This window comes from Clostridium cibarium, from assembly GCF_014836335.1.
GTDB classification, from domain to species: domain Bacteria; phylum Bacillota; class Clostridia; order Clostridiales; family Clostridiaceae; genus Clostridium; species Clostridium cibarium.
In genome coordinates, this window is record NZ_JACSRA010000002.1 from 17,694 (window position 1) to 32,555 (window position 14,862).

Annotated in this window: 14 protein-coding genes; all 14 read right to left on the bottom strand. The window is 30.2% G+C overall.

Annotated features, from left to right (window positions below):
* Positions 1 to 49 precede the first annotated feature (49 nt).
* Complete coding sequence (locus H9661_RS01385) at positions 50 to 928, bottom strand: tyrosine-type recombinase/integrase (protein WP_143314303.1); 879 nt, start codon at positions 926 to 928, stop codon at positions 50 to 52.
* A gap of 87 nt (positions 929 to 1,015) precedes the next feature.
* Positions 1,016 to 1,645, bottom strand: a complete 630-nt coding sequence (spoIIM, locus tag H9661_RS01390; protein ID WP_143314304.1) for a stage II sporulation protein M — start codon at positions 1,643 to 1,645, stop codon at positions 1,016 to 1,018.
* A gap of 153 nt (positions 1,646 to 1,798) precedes the next feature.
* The gene (locus H9661_RS01395; protein WP_191767522.1) at positions 1,799 to 2,317 is read right to left on the bottom strand and encodes an NUDIX domain-containing protein; all 519 of its coding nucleotides are present in this window, start codon (positions 2,315 to 2,317) and stop codon (positions 1,799 to 1,801) included.
* Positions 2,318 to 2,358: 41 nt separating this feature from the next.
* Positions 2,359 to 2,850, bottom strand: a complete 492-nt coding sequence (locus H9661_RS01400; protein ID WP_143314309.1) for a hypothetical protein — start codon at positions 2,848 to 2,850, stop codon at positions 2,359 to 2,361.
* Positions 2,851 to 3,010: 160 nt separating this feature from the next.
* Positions 3,011 to 5,047: a pectate lyase family protein gene (locus H9661_RS01405; protein WP_207729613.1), complete on the bottom strand. Its 2,037-nt coding sequence runs from the start codon at positions 5,045 to 5,047 to the stop codon at positions 3,011 to 3,013.
* Positions 5,048 to 5,471: 424 nt separating this feature from the next.
* Positions 5,472 to 6,287: a sporulation transcription factor Spo0A gene (gene spo0A / locus H9661_RS01410; RefSeq protein ID WP_143314313.1), complete on the bottom strand. Its 816-nt coding sequence runs from the start codon at positions 6,285 to 6,287 to the stop codon at positions 5,472 to 5,474.
* Between the two features lie 404 nt (positions 6,288 to 6,691).
* Positions 6,692 to 7,879, bottom strand: coding sequence for a SpoIVB peptidase (gene spoIVB, locus H9661_RS01415; protein WP_191767523.1), 1,188 nt, complete (start codon positions 7,877 to 7,879; stop codon positions 6,692 to 6,694).
* 162 nt (positions 7,880 to 8,041) lie between these two features.
* On the bottom strand, positions 8,042 to 9,736 hold the full coding sequence (gene recN, locus H9661_RS01420) for a DNA repair protein RecN (RefSeq protein WP_191767524.1): 1,695 nt from the start codon (positions 9,734 to 9,736) through the stop codon (positions 8,042 to 8,044).
* 20 nt (positions 9,737 to 9,756) lie between these two features.
* Complete coding sequence (locus H9661_RS01425) at positions 9,757 to 10,206, bottom strand: arginine repressor (protein ID WP_143314319.1); 450 nt, start codon at positions 10,204 to 10,206, stop codon at positions 9,757 to 9,759.
* A 12-nt stretch (positions 10,207 to 10,218) separates the two neighbouring features.
* Positions 10,219 to 11,058 (bottom strand): NAD(+)/NADH kinase, encoded by an 840-nt coding sequence (locus H9661_RS01430; protein WP_143314321.1) that lies wholly within the window; start codon positions 11,056 to 11,058, stop codon positions 10,219 to 10,221.
* Between the two features lie 17 nt (positions 11,059 to 11,075).
* On the bottom strand, positions 11,076 to 11,885 hold the full coding sequence (locus H9661_RS01435) for a TlyA family RNA methyltransferase (RefSeq protein ID WP_143314323.1): 810 nt from the start codon (positions 11,883 to 11,885) through the stop codon (positions 11,076 to 11,078).
* Between the two features lie 15 nt (positions 11,886 to 11,900).
* Positions 11,901 to 13,757 carry a 1-deoxy-D-xylulose-5-phosphate synthase gene (gene dxs, locus H9661_RS01440; protein ID WP_191767525.1) on the bottom strand — a complete coding sequence of 619 codons (1,857 nt, stop codon included), beginning with the start codon at positions 13,755 to 13,757 and terminating at the stop codon, positions 11,901 to 11,903.
* 19 nt (positions 13,758 to 13,776) lie between these two features.
* A complete protein-coding gene (locus H9661_RS01445; RefSeq protein WP_191767526.1) occupies positions 13,777 to 14,649 on the bottom strand; it encodes a polyprenyl synthetase family protein in 873 nt (290 codons plus the stop codon).
* Positions 14,636 to 14,860: an exodeoxyribonuclease VII small subunit gene (gene xseB, locus H9661_RS01450; RefSeq protein WP_191767527.1), complete on the bottom strand. Its 225-nt coding sequence runs from the start codon at positions 14,858 to 14,860 to the stop codon at positions 14,636 to 14,638. Before xseB ends, H9661_RS01445 begins: the two co-directional genes overlap by 14 nt.
* Positions 14,861 to 14,862 lie beyond the last annotated feature (2 nt).

A 14,862-nucleotide genomic window follows, 5' to 3' on the forward strand; every position in this document is an offset into this window, starting at 1 on the left:
GTTCTCCTTTCAATCTAGCAAATATCCTTTGTAAAAAATCATCATTTTCTTATGCTCTTGGATGTGATTTTTTATAGATTAAGTTTATTTTATCACTATTTATGATTTCATAATAGGTATCCATGTAAGTTAATACTTGATTTCCAAGTAATTTTTGAACTGCACGTACATTTGCACCATTTTGCAACATGTGAACTGCAAAGGAATGTCTAAAAGTGTTTAAATTAACATCTTTATCAATTCCAGCTTTATGAGAATATTCTTTTACTATTCTCCATATTCCTTGCCTTGTTAACTTGTTTCCATTTAAATTAACAAAAAGATTATTTACTCCTACTTCTGCTACCTGATCTCTAATAGAAAGATAATCTTCTATTGCTCTACATGCGCTTCTTCCAATAGGTATTAATCTTTCATAATGCTTGTTATCAGTACATTTTACAAAAGACAAATCAAGATTAACATCCTCAACATTTATTCCAATAAGTTCAGACACCTTCATGCCAGTTGCATACATAAGCTCAAGTAAAGCATTATCTCTTATCCCTTTAACTCCATCTTTGTCTACAGACCTTATTATTCTATCTACCTCATCAATAGTCAATATTTGTGGTAATTTTTTTGTATTTCTGCTACTTTTATAAGTTATCTTAGGTATATCATTTACTAAAGATCTACTCTTTAAATATCCGTAAAAACTTCTTAGACTAATTACAATCCTATTTATTGAACGTTCTGATTTTCCTTGGTTTAAGAGATGTTGAATATAAGCCATAACTGCCACATTATCAGAACTATACAAATTCATTTCCTTCTTTTCTAGGAATTTTGTATAAAGATTTACGTCAGTCACATATGCATATACTGTATTTTCACTCTTATCATTTTGCAGCAAGTAGTTCTTATAATTATTTATAATTTCTATCATTACCTTCTCCTACACCATTATTATAATTATATATTCGACATAATCAACCTTTTCCCTTCATCTATTCATCATTATGTTGTCATTATTCTAACTATATATCTTTGTTACCACTAATTTTATTAAATTTGGACACACATAGGTTTCTATCATTATTCCAATCACAAATAGCCCAGCTATTATTATAAAGTAATTCCCTAAACTTTTGGGATTAAATTGAACATTACTCTTTTTCAAGAACTTTACTCTAAACTTGGAAGCAGACAGCTCTAAGGCTATAACACTTAATGCTATAAAGCATGGTATATAAATAATGTTTTGAGGTATTATAGATGCAAAAGCTAAGCCTATACCTTTTCCTTCAAATGTTGTTAATAGAAAAGTAAAAGTATATCCTAAACTAAACCCTTTAAAAAAATCGATAATTAAAATAATTGGAGCTCCAAAAAAAGTAAAACCTAGTACAAATATTGGAAGTATCAGATATAAGTTTTTTTTAACTACATCAAATAGTAAAGTGCTATAATTTATCTCTCTATCACCAATACCATTTACAAATGTAGTAAAATAATTAGCTAAATCTTCTTTATCTCCTAAGTTCATATATTTTACTGTATAAGATCCTACTACTATTCCTACACAAAATAAAAGTAAAACAATTATATAGTAAAGTTTATTTTCTCTAAAAGTTTCATTCATTTTTTCTATTAACTTATTCATCTCTTCATCCTCCTACTGTTGTTCTAAATAATACTATGATTACTATTTATAAATTATGCCTAGTAGGTAGGTTACTAATATGTGAAGAGTGGAAAAAGGTACAAAACCTAAAATCTCTTTTAAGTTTTGTACCTTCCATTTGAAAATAATTTATTAAAGATACATCATAGATGATATTGTTTTTGCATCAATAATTTTTCCTTCTTTAATAAGCACTCTTACATCTTGAAGTTTATACGGTACTACTTCAATAAATTCATCATCATCTCCACCCTTAATTCCTTGAAATAGTTCAGAAGCTTTATATATGTGTATTTTTTCATCTGTAAATCCTGCACCTGTTGCAATCGTTCCTAAATACTCCATTTTTCTTGCTTTATATCCTGTTTCTTCTTCAAGTTCTCTATGTGCACACTCTACAGGATTTTCACCTTTTTCAAGTTTGCCAGCTGGAATTTCTAGTAAAGTCTTATTTAATGCCATTCTAAATTGCTCCACTAATAATATTGTTTCAGAATCTAGAAAAGCCAATAGTGCAACAGCTCCTGGATGTCGAACAACATCTCTGTTTCCTTGATTTCCATCAGGCAACCTTACCTTTAACTTTTCTACTACTAAAAAGTCACCTCTAAATACTTCTTTTTTATCAATAAGTGTTTCTTTAAAATCCATTACAATCCTCCCGATAAATATGTTACCAATTTACAAAATAATTATAACAAATCATCAGCATCAGTAATACTACTTATTTCCTCTTTAGAGCTTTCTTCTAAAACACTTTCTTCATTTTCAAACATTTCTTCTGTCGTTGATTTTTCTTCATATCCTTCACATTCTTCCTTCATCCACTTTACGTAGTCATTAATCTTCTGCACTACATCATATATTTCTATTGATTTATCTCTGTGAGCCTGACTTAATTTAAAGTCTCTTTCATTCTTTATTACATAGCTTGATTTGTCCTCAATAAAATCTATAGTACTCTCTAATGTGCTAGCCAAATTAAGCAATGAATTTCTTATTTCAGTAGCCATGGAAGGGAAATTATCAATGACATACTTAGTTATTTCTCTATCCATTATAGTTGTGTCTTTAATTTTTTTAAACTCATAATTTTCTACTTCCTTTTTCTCAATATTGTTTGTTTCATTCTGTGAAATTTCTGTATACTCATTACTTTTCTTAAAAAAACTTGATTTAGCCATATTATTTAATACCACCTTTATATTTTATTAAATTATATTCTATATGTAATATATTACCATATTATTCCAATAAAAAACACCTCTATAGTAACTTTTTTTACTATAGAAGTGTTTTTAGTATTTGCATATTTATTAAAATCTATTAAGGGTTGTTTAATTTTTAATATATTGTTTTAAGCCAATCTTGGGAGCTTAATTGAATGCTTCCTGCTCCAGCTCCATTAACTCCTGTTAATCTATCTATTAATGTTGCTGGATCATCAATTTTGTAATTATAAGGTAATTCAGAAAATCCGTTCCACGAGAAGCTTAAAGCTGGTGCTACCGGATTTGGTGCTAAAGGACTACCTGCTGTATCACTATCTCCTCTATATGACACATTATCATATTTATAGATAGTATCCGTTGCCTTAATCTTACCTGTATAATTTGCTTTATTAGGATCTTTTTGATTATTTCTTAGTGGGTTTTGAACCCCTAAAATTTGGCTCTTTTCTACAAGCACTGCACCACCTTCTGTAGATAATGCACCATTACTTGAAATGCCAAAATGATATCCTGCCTTTATTATTGCAGCAGTAACAGCTGAAGGCACTAATTTCGAAGCTTCATGAGCCCCTGTTGCATCCATTACTACATTATAAACATGTGCATTTCCACCTCTTAGTCTAGGCATACGATCTTGAGAATCTTTATAATAATTATGATGTAAAGTTACTTGTAGTTTTGCATTGTCACTTGCAAACTCTGTAGAACCAATTAAATGTGTTTTCTTTTGTGGAGCTGAAACTTTCATTATATCTTCTTTGCTTAATCCTTGAGATTTAACAAAGTTATACATTGGATACTTTGCTATGTTCTTCTCCATCTCGTCAAACATAGCAGTATAGAATCCTCCACTTGTCATATCACCTGGTAAGAACTTAGACCAAGATATAGTAAGACCTGTTGTACCTTTCTTTGAATCAACTATACCATCGTATGCTTTGCCAAAAGTACAGTGATCAATCCATACACCTTGACATCCCTGAACAGTCATGTAATCCCAGTCATTTCTATCATAATTTCCTTTTGTATTCTCATCCCATTCCCAAAGTTCATCAAATTGTAGATTTCTAATAACTACATTCTTACAACCATCTAAGGTTATACCAGCATGTTTCAACTTAGCTCCATTCTTAGAATAAATGGTAAGTCCATTAAAACTTTTAACATAAAGCTTACTTACACCAGTTTCCTTTAATATTGGATGTGTAAGTGGTGTATTAGCAGCACCAAAAGGTGATCCTTTTGCTGATTCTGGAATCTCGTTCCATCCTAAATTAATATCATTCATTATTTCTATAACTTTAGCATCTGATCTCTTATTCAAGGCTTCTGCTAATTCTGCTGCATTTGTTACTTTCTTATAATAAGGACTTGATTCGTCAATTACTCCACCACCTTGGTTTCCAGATGAAAATCCTGTAATTGAATATTCATTTAATGTTCCTACATTTCCTTGGTTTGGATTCACTGGCTTTGTTGGTTCAGATGGATTTGTTGGTTTTGTTTCATCATCGTTTGTATCAGTAGTTGATCCTATAACTTTTACATTATCATAAGTAGCACTTACTTTACTTGCCATTAATCCAACTGCTCCATTTTGTAAAGAATTATCATCCTTTTCTAATAGTAAAGTATCGTTTATGTACACTTTAATTGTTGTTCCTACCATTTCAAGCTTTACATTATATCTAGTACCAGCTTTGATCTCTGTTGAAGCTTTTGCTATAGTTTTATTGGATCCATTTACTTTCTTTTTTAATTCAACAGTTCCACCATTTTTGCTACTTAAGCTAACAGCATAGTAATTTTTAGCATCAGCATAACGTCCGCATAATAATGCTTTATTAGATCCATTAAAATCTAATACTTTTACATCTGCTTGTACACTATAGTCTGTCCATGCCTTGTCTCCTCTTGTAGCAACACCTTCAACTTTCTTTGAAGTCTGGCTAAACACTTGACTCTCGTCACTAGTTAAATCCCAACTTCCCTTTTCAACATTCCAGTTTTGACAACCTGATTCAAAGTCATCACTAAAATAACTTTCAGATGCAAATGTCACTTTTTGTGGCACTGCAACACCCATGAGCAAAGAAGTTGCAACTATACAGCATAAAGTTTTTCCTTTAAACTTTCTCCTGTATTTCATAAACATAAACCTCCCTCTATCTTTTTGTCTGCACTTGTATACTAATATTACATAAATTCATACACATACTAACATATTGAAAATGTCAACACAACAGTCATTTCCTAAAGTTGCTATTCTACTTCTTGAAATACACATACTTAAAATTTACGACTTTATTGTATACCATTTTTATGAATGTCTGCTATTTTTTGATTGAAATAAAAAAACTTCATATTCTCAGGTAATATTTCATATAAAAAAACAATCTTATTAATCTGCAAATCAATAAAAAACATCTCCTATCCATTAGTACTTAAACTAATAAATAGGAGATATTTGCCTAACAATACCATATTCTATTTACAGATATAATTTACTAAAATCAATAATAAACTTTTTAGAGTTTATATTAATCCATTAATAATATGCCATTATTACTAGTCTAGCTTACTTTGTTTTTTAATCTTAGCTTATCTGCAATTATTGCAATAAATTCACTATTTGTTGGCTTACCTTTTTCATTATGAACAGTATATCCAAATAGTCTATTTATTGCTTCTACTTGACCTCTTCCCCAAGCTACTTCTATAGCATGCCTTATTGCTCTTTCTACTCTTGAAGCAGTAGTATTATATTTTTTTGCTATTGAAGGATATAATTCTTTAGTAACAGCTGATAATAACTCCATATCATTAACAACCATTGTAATAGCTTCTCTTAAATACATATATCCTTTAATATGTGCTGGTACTCCTACTTCATGTATAATATTTGTTATTTCTGTTTCAAGATCTACAGGTCCTTTACTAGTTGCTGCTGTTTCTCTTTGCATAATTGGCATTTGAGCAACATGTCTTCCTATATCAGCTACTTCTGTTGTATTGAACATTTCTCTAATTCTTTTTGTGAAAATATCCATGTCAAATGGTTTAACAACATAATAATCTGCACCTAATGTAATTGCTTGTTGTGTTATTTTGTCCTGCCCTACTGCAGATAATACTATTACTCTTGGAACCTTCTCTAAAGTCATACTATTAAGTCTCTCTAAAACTCCTAAACCGTCTAAGTGAGGCATAATAATATCTAGAACAACCAAATCAGGTTGTCTCTCTTCAATTAGCTCTAAAGCTTCTCTCCCATCCTTCGCAATTCCTGTTACAACGATATCTTTTTGATTTAATAAATAATCATTAAGTATGCTGCAAAACTCTTTGTTATCATCAGCAATAAGTACTGATATTTTTGAATCTTCCATGTATTTCTCCCCTTTATCCAATATTTACCATCATAATTGATCTATTTAAATATTGTAAATTATTCTAACATGATGAAAATATATTATTTCCGTATCTTAACTGTATTCGACAAAACTAACTCGAAATCCTTCCTAAAAATAAATATAAAAAATTCAAGATATTAGAAATAATTTGACAATATATTTTTACAATTTTTATGATAGTACCCAATTCAAATGGATTTAATCCATTTATCTTTAATATTTCTTCCACTATTTGTAAATTATACACTATTATTTATTATTCGTAAATACTTTTAAATCATTTTTTTTATTTTGTTTACTCTATAGTAACTTAATTAGCTAGAATTGTATCGTGAATATAATAATAATTGGCAAGAATTTTGTATTCTTGCCAATTATTATTACTTAATTAATCCTACGTCTTCCAACATCCAGTCTATATAAATTCCATACCCTACATCTGGTTTATTAATTAACACATGTGTTACAGCTCCTATTATTTTACCATTTTGTATTATTGGACTTCCACTCATACCTTGCACTATTCCTCCTGTTTTTGCCAAAAGTTCCTCATCCGTTATCTTTATTATCATGCTTTTAGGCCCAGGCTCATTTTGTTCAAATAGCTTTACTAGTTCTATTTCATATTCTTTTGGTTCATTTTCATCTACAGTTGTTATTATTGATGCCTTTCCTATATTTATTTCATCCCTCTTTGCCACATGCATTGGTTTTGTATTATTAAATTTGCATGCATTTTTATTTCCTTCTCCAAATATCCCACATTGAGTATTTTTTTGTATTTTTCCTAATGGACTATCCTCTTCTTGGAATATCCCTCTAAGTTCTCCTGGAAGTCCCTTTTCACCTTTTTTTACACTAATAATTGATGACTTTAACAATTCTCCTTCCCTTATTGCAAAAGGCTCATTTGTTTCTCCATCTGTTACAGGATGTCCTAATGCCCCAAACTTACCACTTTTTTCATCATAAAATGTCATCGTTCCTACTCCAGCAGTTGAATCTCTTACCCATAATCCTATCTTGTACCCCTCATCTTTTTCCTCTATAAGTTTTATCTCCTTCTTTACATTCATCCCATCTCTAACAATATCTAATTCTAATTTGTTTGATTTTGAATTTTTCACTTTATCAATTAAATCTTTAGACTTCTCTATCTTTTCACCATTAACTTTAATTATTAGATCACCTATTTCGACACCTGCAAACTTTGCTGGACTTTCTTTTTTTTCATTATTAACCATTACATCTGAATGGCCTACAACTAATACACCTTCTGATGATAACCTAACACCAATACTATTCCCTCCTGGAATTACCTCTATATCATCTACTTTTCTAGCTGCTACAGATTTAGCTTGAAATGCTTTTAATAATTTATCTTTAAATTTTATATTTGAATTATTAAAATTAGCTAAAAGAGACATGTCTTCTTTAAAAGCTTCCAATGCCTGCATTTTATTTTTATTAGAATAATCAGGTATACTACTAATAGAAAGGCATGCCATAATTACCAGAATCAAGATTGGAGTTACTAATTTTATTCTTTTATTTAATACCTTCTTCATCTTTTCTCCTCCTCCTTTGCTTCTGTCTTTAAGTTGCCCTTTGTACATACCTTATATGCTATATTAAGTTTTCTATTATAGACAAAAATTTTTAACTAAAAAAAATAAAACCACATATCCTATGTGGTTTTATTTTTTCCAAAATCCCATTACTTATGTACTCTAATTGCCTTTTATCTCTTGTTTTTTATTTTCTGAAAACCTAAGCATTTCTCTAACGTTTTCCAATGTTGCCTCTGTAACTTCTCTACCGCCTAACATAGATGCAACTTGTTCTATTTTTTCATTAATTGATAAAAGTTCTATTTTGGTAAAAGTCTTTTCATCTTTCACTTCTTTTGAAACAAAATAATGATAATCTGACAATATTGCAATTTGTGGTAAGTGTGTTATGCACAAGACTTGATGTCCTAAAGAAACTTCATACATCTTTTCTCCAACTCGTTGTCCAACTTCACCACTTATTCCAGTATCAATTTCATCAAATATTAATGTAGAAATATCATCTTTATCTGCAAATACGCATTTTAATGCAAGCATTATTCTTGAAAGTTCACCACCAGATAAAACTTTTTCAAGTGGCTTTAAAGGTTCTCCAGGATTAGTCGATATCATTATATTAACCTCATCAAAACCTCTTTCTTTAATATCATTTTCAAGTTGCACTTCAATATGCATTCTTGATTTATCTAAGCCTACATAGGAAAGTTCTTCTAAAATCTTCTCTTCTAAAAACTTACTATTTTCACATCTTATATCATGCAATTTGCATCCAATACTTCTTAATTCCTTCAAAATATTATTTTCTTTTACCTTTAACTCATTTATTATTTCTTCGGCATTTATAAGTTCATCATATTTTTCTTTTAATTTTTTATAATATTCTATAACTTCTTTTATTGTTGTTCCGTACTTCTTTTTGTATGTATTTATTTCATAAATTCTTTCATTAATCTTTGCAAGTCTAGATTCATCATAAACTATTTCACTACCTAAATCTCTAATATCCCTTGCTACTTCTTGAATATTAAAATAAGCACCTTCAAGCAATTCTCTTTTTTCTCTTACTGTTTCTAAGTGTTTCTCGATGGATGAAATTTCACTTATTACTTTTGATAAAGATTCTAGTATTGAATTTCCATCTTCTCTAGAATCAAGATAACCATAACTAACTTTTATTGATGATATTATTTTTTCTGCATTGGATAAGATATTGTATTCTTCTTTTAATTCCTCTTCCTCACCAATTTGTAATTTTCCTTTCTCTATATCCTCAATTTGAAATTTAGTGTAATCTATTAATTTTTCTCTGTCCTCGCTTCCTTTAATGGCAGATATTTTATCTCTTATACTATGTAATTCTTCCTTCAATTTTAAAAATTCATTTAAAGGTTTTTCTATTTCCTTACCTATAAAATTATCTAAATATAAAATATGGCTTCCTCTTTGTAGTAGTGTTTGATTTTGATGCTGTCCATGAATATCTAATAGTTTTTCACGAATTTTTTTCAATTGAGATACTATTAAACTTTTTCCGTTTACCTTAACTATACTCTTTCCACTTATTAAAGTCATTCTTGATATTATTAATATATCATCGTATTCTATACCAATTTCATCTAAAATTAAATTAATTTTTTTATTATTTAATGAAAATACTGCTTCAACATAAGTTCTATCCTTGCCTGTTCTAATAAGATCTTTTGAAAACTTTCCACCTAAAACATAGTCTATTGCATCGATAAGTATAGATTTTCCTGCTCCAGTCTCTCCTGAAAGTATATTAAACCCTTCTCTGAATTCAACTGTTAGCTCTTCTATTAAAGCAAAATTTTTAATGTTTAACTGTATTAACAAATTAACACCACCTTTTACAATTAGGAAATGTATTCTCTGATTTTAATAACTAGTTCTTCAGCCCCTTTAATTGATCTTACCATAATAAATACTGTATTTTCACCAGCTATACTACCTGCAATATCATCAAAACCAAAACCATCAATAGCCTCTGCGACTGGATTTGCTCCAGCAACAACCGTTTTTACTATTACCATCTTATCTATATTTTCTACCGATACTGTTAACGTAGATAAAACCTTTGTCAACTTTGCAGATAAATGATTTTCTTCGGTTTTCGGTGCAGCATAACTGTATATTCCTGTCGCTCCTTGCATTTTAACAAGTCTCAAATCCTTTATATCTCTGGAAACTGTTGCTTGTGTAACATTAAAACCTTCACTCTTTAATTCTTCTGCAAGTTCTTCTTGAGTTTCAATATTTTTTTGTCTAATAATTTCTAGAATTTTTATATGTCTTTTAGATTTCAAAATACATCCCCCTTATTCATTTGAACTATTTAAAATTTTTGCCCTTAACACATTAAAATAATCATAATCGTCAAATAAAAGCAATTGTACATGTTTTTTAGCTCTTCTAACTTTAATAGGAGTTGCCTCCTTTATCTTCGTAGCTTTCTGTCCATCAATAGTCAAGTAAATTTCATCTTCTCCATTTTCTGGTATAATCTCTATAGTACTATTTCCACTTAGAACAATTGTATGCATACTCCTAGTATGTGGACATATTGGAGTTAAAGTTATCAAGTCAAGATTAGGATAAATAAATGGACCACCTGCTGAAAAAGAATATGCTGTGGAACCTGTAGGCGTAGCAACTATAAGCCCATCCCCCTTAAAAGTTGAATACAACTTATTATCGACAAAAACTTGAAATTTTACCATCCTTGACAAAGTTCCTCTAGCTACGACTATATCATTAAAAGCATTATCTATTCTAATACTTTTATCTTCATCATAATGACAATGAAGTAGCATTCTATTGTCAATTTTGAATTTCCCCTCTTTTATCTTTTCAATAGCTTCATCAATATCCGATATTTCAATACTAGATAAAAATCCAAGATTCCCTATGTTAATTCCAAATATGGGTACTATTGTTTTATTGCATACTTCTCTAGCAACATTTAAAAGAGTTCCATCTCCCCCCAAAACTACAAGTAAATCCATGTCACTATCAAATTCCTGTTTATCAGTTTCAAAAGAACTAAATATCTTGATTTCTTCTAAATCAAAGTTATTTTGAAACTTATCTATTATAAAATTTAATATTTTATTATCTATATCTTTTGTATTATTAATTGCTATGCCAATTTTTTTCATAATACCCCCCTTATATATTAAATTTCAGTATGTGACGCTTCCACTACCTCATCTATATCTTTCAGAGAGAATATAGTTTCTCTAGTTTTGTCCTTAGTAAAATAAACAAGATACTCTATATTTCCTTCTGGTCCCTTTATTGGAGAATATCCAACCCCGAGTATCACCAATTCCTGACTTAATAGATATTCAACTATTCCAGATACAACTTCCTTATGTACCAAACTATCTCTAACTACGCCTTTTTTCCCAACCTTTTCTCTACCAGCTTCAAATTGTGGTTTAATTAATGCTACTACTTCACCATTTTCTTTTAAAAGATTAATAGTCGCAGGCATAATTTTCTTTAGAGAAATAAACGAAACATCTATAGAAGCAAAATCTAATTTTTCTCCTATATCTTCTGGAGTAACATATCTAATATTAGTCCTCTCCATACATATAACTCTTTCATCTGTTCTTAATTTCCAAGCAAATTGTCCATATCCAACATCTACTGAAAACACTTTTTTAGCCCCATTTTGAAGCATACAATCAGTAAACCCTCCAGTAGATGCCCCTATATCCATACATACCTTTTCTTCTAAAGTAATAGGCCAAATCTTCATAGCTTTTTCAAGCTTTAGTCCCCCTCTACTTACATAAGGTAAATTATGTCCTTTATATTCAATATTAGCTTCAACAGAAACCTTTTCTCCTGCCTTGTCAACTCGTTGTCCATCAACAAACACATTGCCTGCCATAATGCAAGATTTTGCTCTCTCTCTTGAAGTAATAATCCCTTTCTCAACTAATAAAATATCTAATCTTTGCTTTTTTTCTGCCATAGTTTACTCCTTTAACTAAATTAACTCTAAGGCTTCTTTTGCAATTCCTTCTGGATCTAATCCATTTTCCTTGTAAAGAAGATCAACACTTCCTTGTTTAACGAATTCATCTTTATAACCTAAATTTCTAAACTTACCTTTATATCCTTCTCTAATCAATACTTCCATTATTGAAGACCCAAGTCCACCCTTTTTCATATTGTCTTCCACTGAAATTATATTGTAATTTTCATTAGACAATTTTTTTAACAATTCTTCATCTAGAGGCTTTATAAATGTAGCATTAATTATGGTTACATTAAAATCCTTCTTATCTAATATTGCTTTTGCTTTTAAAGCATGCTGCACCATTTTACCAGTAGCTATAATAGCTACCTTTTCTCCCTTACTTAATACTTCCCATTTACCTAATTCTATTTCTTTGCATGGATTTAATCCTTCAATAGAATCTCCGCCTCTCGGATATCTTATTGCTACAGGTGTTCCCTTTTTAATAGCCCATCTTAAAACACCTTCTACTTCACTTAGACATTTTGGGGCAACTATAGTCATATTAGGAATCATAGAAAGATACGAAATATCCATTATTCCTTGATGAGTTTCTCCATCTTCCCCAACTATACCTGCCCTATCTAAGCACAATACAACCGGTAAGTTCTGTATACATACATCATGCAATACTTGATCATAAGCTCTTTGCAAGAAAGTTGAATAGACTGCAAAGATAGGTTTTAATCCACTACAAGCCATACCTGCAGCAAGCGTTACTGCATGTTGTTCTGCAATCCCTACATCAAAAATTCTCTCTGGGAATTCATTAGCAAAACTTCTAAGCCCAGTTCCATCAGGCATCGCAGCTGTAATTGCTACTACATCTTTATCTTCTTTTGCTATATTTATAAGTGCTTTTCCAAAAGCTTTTGAATAACTGTTTTTAGGTGAAACATATGGTTCACCACTTTCTAAATCAAAAGGTGATACTGCATGATATTGCGCTGGACTTATTTCTGCTTTTTTATAACCTTTACCTTTTTTAGTGATTGTATGAATAATAACTGGACCCTTTATTTCCTTAGCATTATTAAATACTTCAATCATAGATTTAATATCGTGCCCATCAATTGGCCCTAGATATTTTATTCCCATGTCCTCAAAAAGCATTGAAGGTACTACTAATTGTTTTATACTATCCTTAATTTTAGAAAGAGAATTTACTACAGACTTTCCAATTTTCGAAGTACTAAGGGTGCTATTTATATCAGTTTTTAATTTATTATATCCAGGATCCATTCTGAGTTTTCCTAAATGTCTTGATATTCCTCCAACATTCTTAGATATAGACATTTGATTATCATTTAATATTATTATCATATCAGTTTTCTTAAAACCTACATCATTTAATGCTTCAAATGCCATTCCCCCTGTTAGTGCACCATCTCCTATAATTGATACAACTTTATAGTCTTCCCCTTTTAGATCTCTGGCCCTTGCCATTCCTAGTGCTGCAGAAATAGATGTACTGCTATGTCCTGTGTCAAAGCTATCATACTTACTTTCATTCCTTTTTGGGAATCCACTCATTCCATCTTTTTTCCTAAGAACATCGAATTTATCTTTTCTGCCTGTAAGTATTTTATGAACATAACTCTGATGACCTACATCCCAAATTAATTTATCTTTTTCCATATCAAAAGCCTTAAAAAGACTTAGAGTTAAATCAACTACTCCAAGATTTGAAGCTAAGTGACCTCCAGTCTTAGACACTTTTTCTATAAGGAATTCTCGTATTTCTTCTCCTAAGCTTTCTAGTTCTTTTGTGCTTAACTTTTTTACATCCCCAGGAAATTTAATACTTTCTAAAATATTATTCATTTATATCATTTCCCTCTTTTTAGTTTTCTCTATTTAAAAGATTAAACGTTAGTTCTTTAATATAAGTTGCATCTCCTGATATTTGATTTAACAATTCAATTCCTTCAGAAGTAAACTCCCTACATAAATCTTTACATTTATCTATTCCATACATGGTAACATAATTACACTTATTTTTCTTCATATCTTTCTGTGCATTTTTCCCAAGCTTTTCAACCGATCCAACAATATCTAAAATATCATCTTTTATTTGAAAAGCTAACCCAAGTTTTTTCCCATATTCATTTAACTTTTCTATATCTTCTTTAGGTGCATCAGCTAGCATTGCGCCTGCTACTATAGCACTTCGTATAAGTTCTCCTGTTTTTTTTGAATGCATATAGTTTAATTCATTTTCTGATATAGTTTCCTTGCTTTCACTAAGTATATCTACAACCTGACCACCTATCATTCCTTCTGCTCCAGCTGCAACAGCTATTTCTCTTGATGCCTTCAATGCACTTTCTCCGTATTTTAATGAAAAATCTAACATACATATAATTGCTTCATTTAATAATGCATCTCCAGCCAAAGTAGCTATACCATCACCAAACACTTTATGATTTGTAGGCTTTCCTCTTCTCAAGTCGTCGTTATCCATAGCTGGAAGATCGTCATGAATTAATGAGTAAGTATGAATCATTTCTATAGCTCCTGCCATTGGCAATACTCTTTTATAATCTTCCTTATACAAATTATAACTTAGTAATAATAATATTGGTCTTATTCTTTTTCCCCCTAAGTTTAAACTATAACTTGAGGCATCATAAATTAGCCTATTAAATGTTCCTTTACCTTCAAAATAACTGCTTAAATATTCTTCTATTTCCTTTTTACAATTATCTAATTCCATCTTCTCCTTCAAACTCCACTTCTTTACCATCTTTAACCACTGACAATTTTCCTTCCAATGTACCTAAAGTTTTATATAATTTATTTATTAGTTTAACTCCATCTTCATAAGCCTTTATGGAATCATCTAAATTCAACTCATTTTCCTCAAGATTTTTCAAAACTTCTTGGAGTCTCACTAATGTTTCTTCATAACTCTCTTTTTTAGCCATAA

Coding starts and splice junctions, on each gene's coding strand:
- H9661_RS01385 (WP_143314303.1), bottom strand. CDS start 928: ATGATAGAAATTATAAATAATTATAAGAACTACTTGCTGCAAAATGAT.
- spoIIM (WP_143314304.1), bottom strand. CDS start 1,645: ATGAATAAGTTAATAGAAAAAATGAATGAAACTTTTAGAGAAAATAAA.
- H9661_RS01395 (WP_191767522.1), bottom strand. CDS start 2,317: ATGGATTTTAAAGAAACACTTATTGATAAAAAAGAAGTATTTAGAGGT.
- H9661_RS01400 (WP_143314309.1), bottom strand. CDS start 2,850: ATGGCTAAATCAAGTTTTTTTAAGAAAAGTAATGAGTATACAGAAATT.
- H9661_RS01405 (WP_207729613.1), bottom strand. CDS start 5,047: ATGAAATACAGGAGAAAGTTTAAAGGAAAAACTTTATGCTGTATAGTT.
- spo0A (WP_143314313.1), bottom strand. CDS start 6,287: ATGGAAGATTCAAAAATATCAGTACTTATTGCTGATGATAACAAAGAG.
- spoIVB (WP_191767523.1), bottom strand. CDS start 7,879: ATGAAGAAGGTATTAAATAAAAGAATAAAATTAGTAACTCCAATCTTG.
- H9661_RS01430 (WP_143314321.1), bottom strand. CDS start 11,058: ATGAAAAAAATTGGCATAGCAATTAATAATACAAAAGATATAGATAAT.
- H9661_RS01435 (WP_143314323.1), bottom strand. CDS start 11,885: ATGGCAGAAAAAAAGCAAAGATTAGATATTTTATTAGTTGAGAAAGGG.
- dxs (WP_191767525.1), bottom strand. CDS start 13,757: ATGAATAATATTTTAGAAAGTATTAAATTTCCTGGGGATGTAAAAAAG.
- H9661_RS01445 (WP_191767526.1), bottom strand. CDS start 14,649: ATGGAATTAGATAATTGTAAAAAGGAAATAGAAGAATATTTAAGCAGT.
- xseB (WP_191767527.1), bottom strand. CDS start 14,860: ATGGCTAAAAAAGAGAGTTATGAAGAAACATTAGTGAGACTCCAAGAA.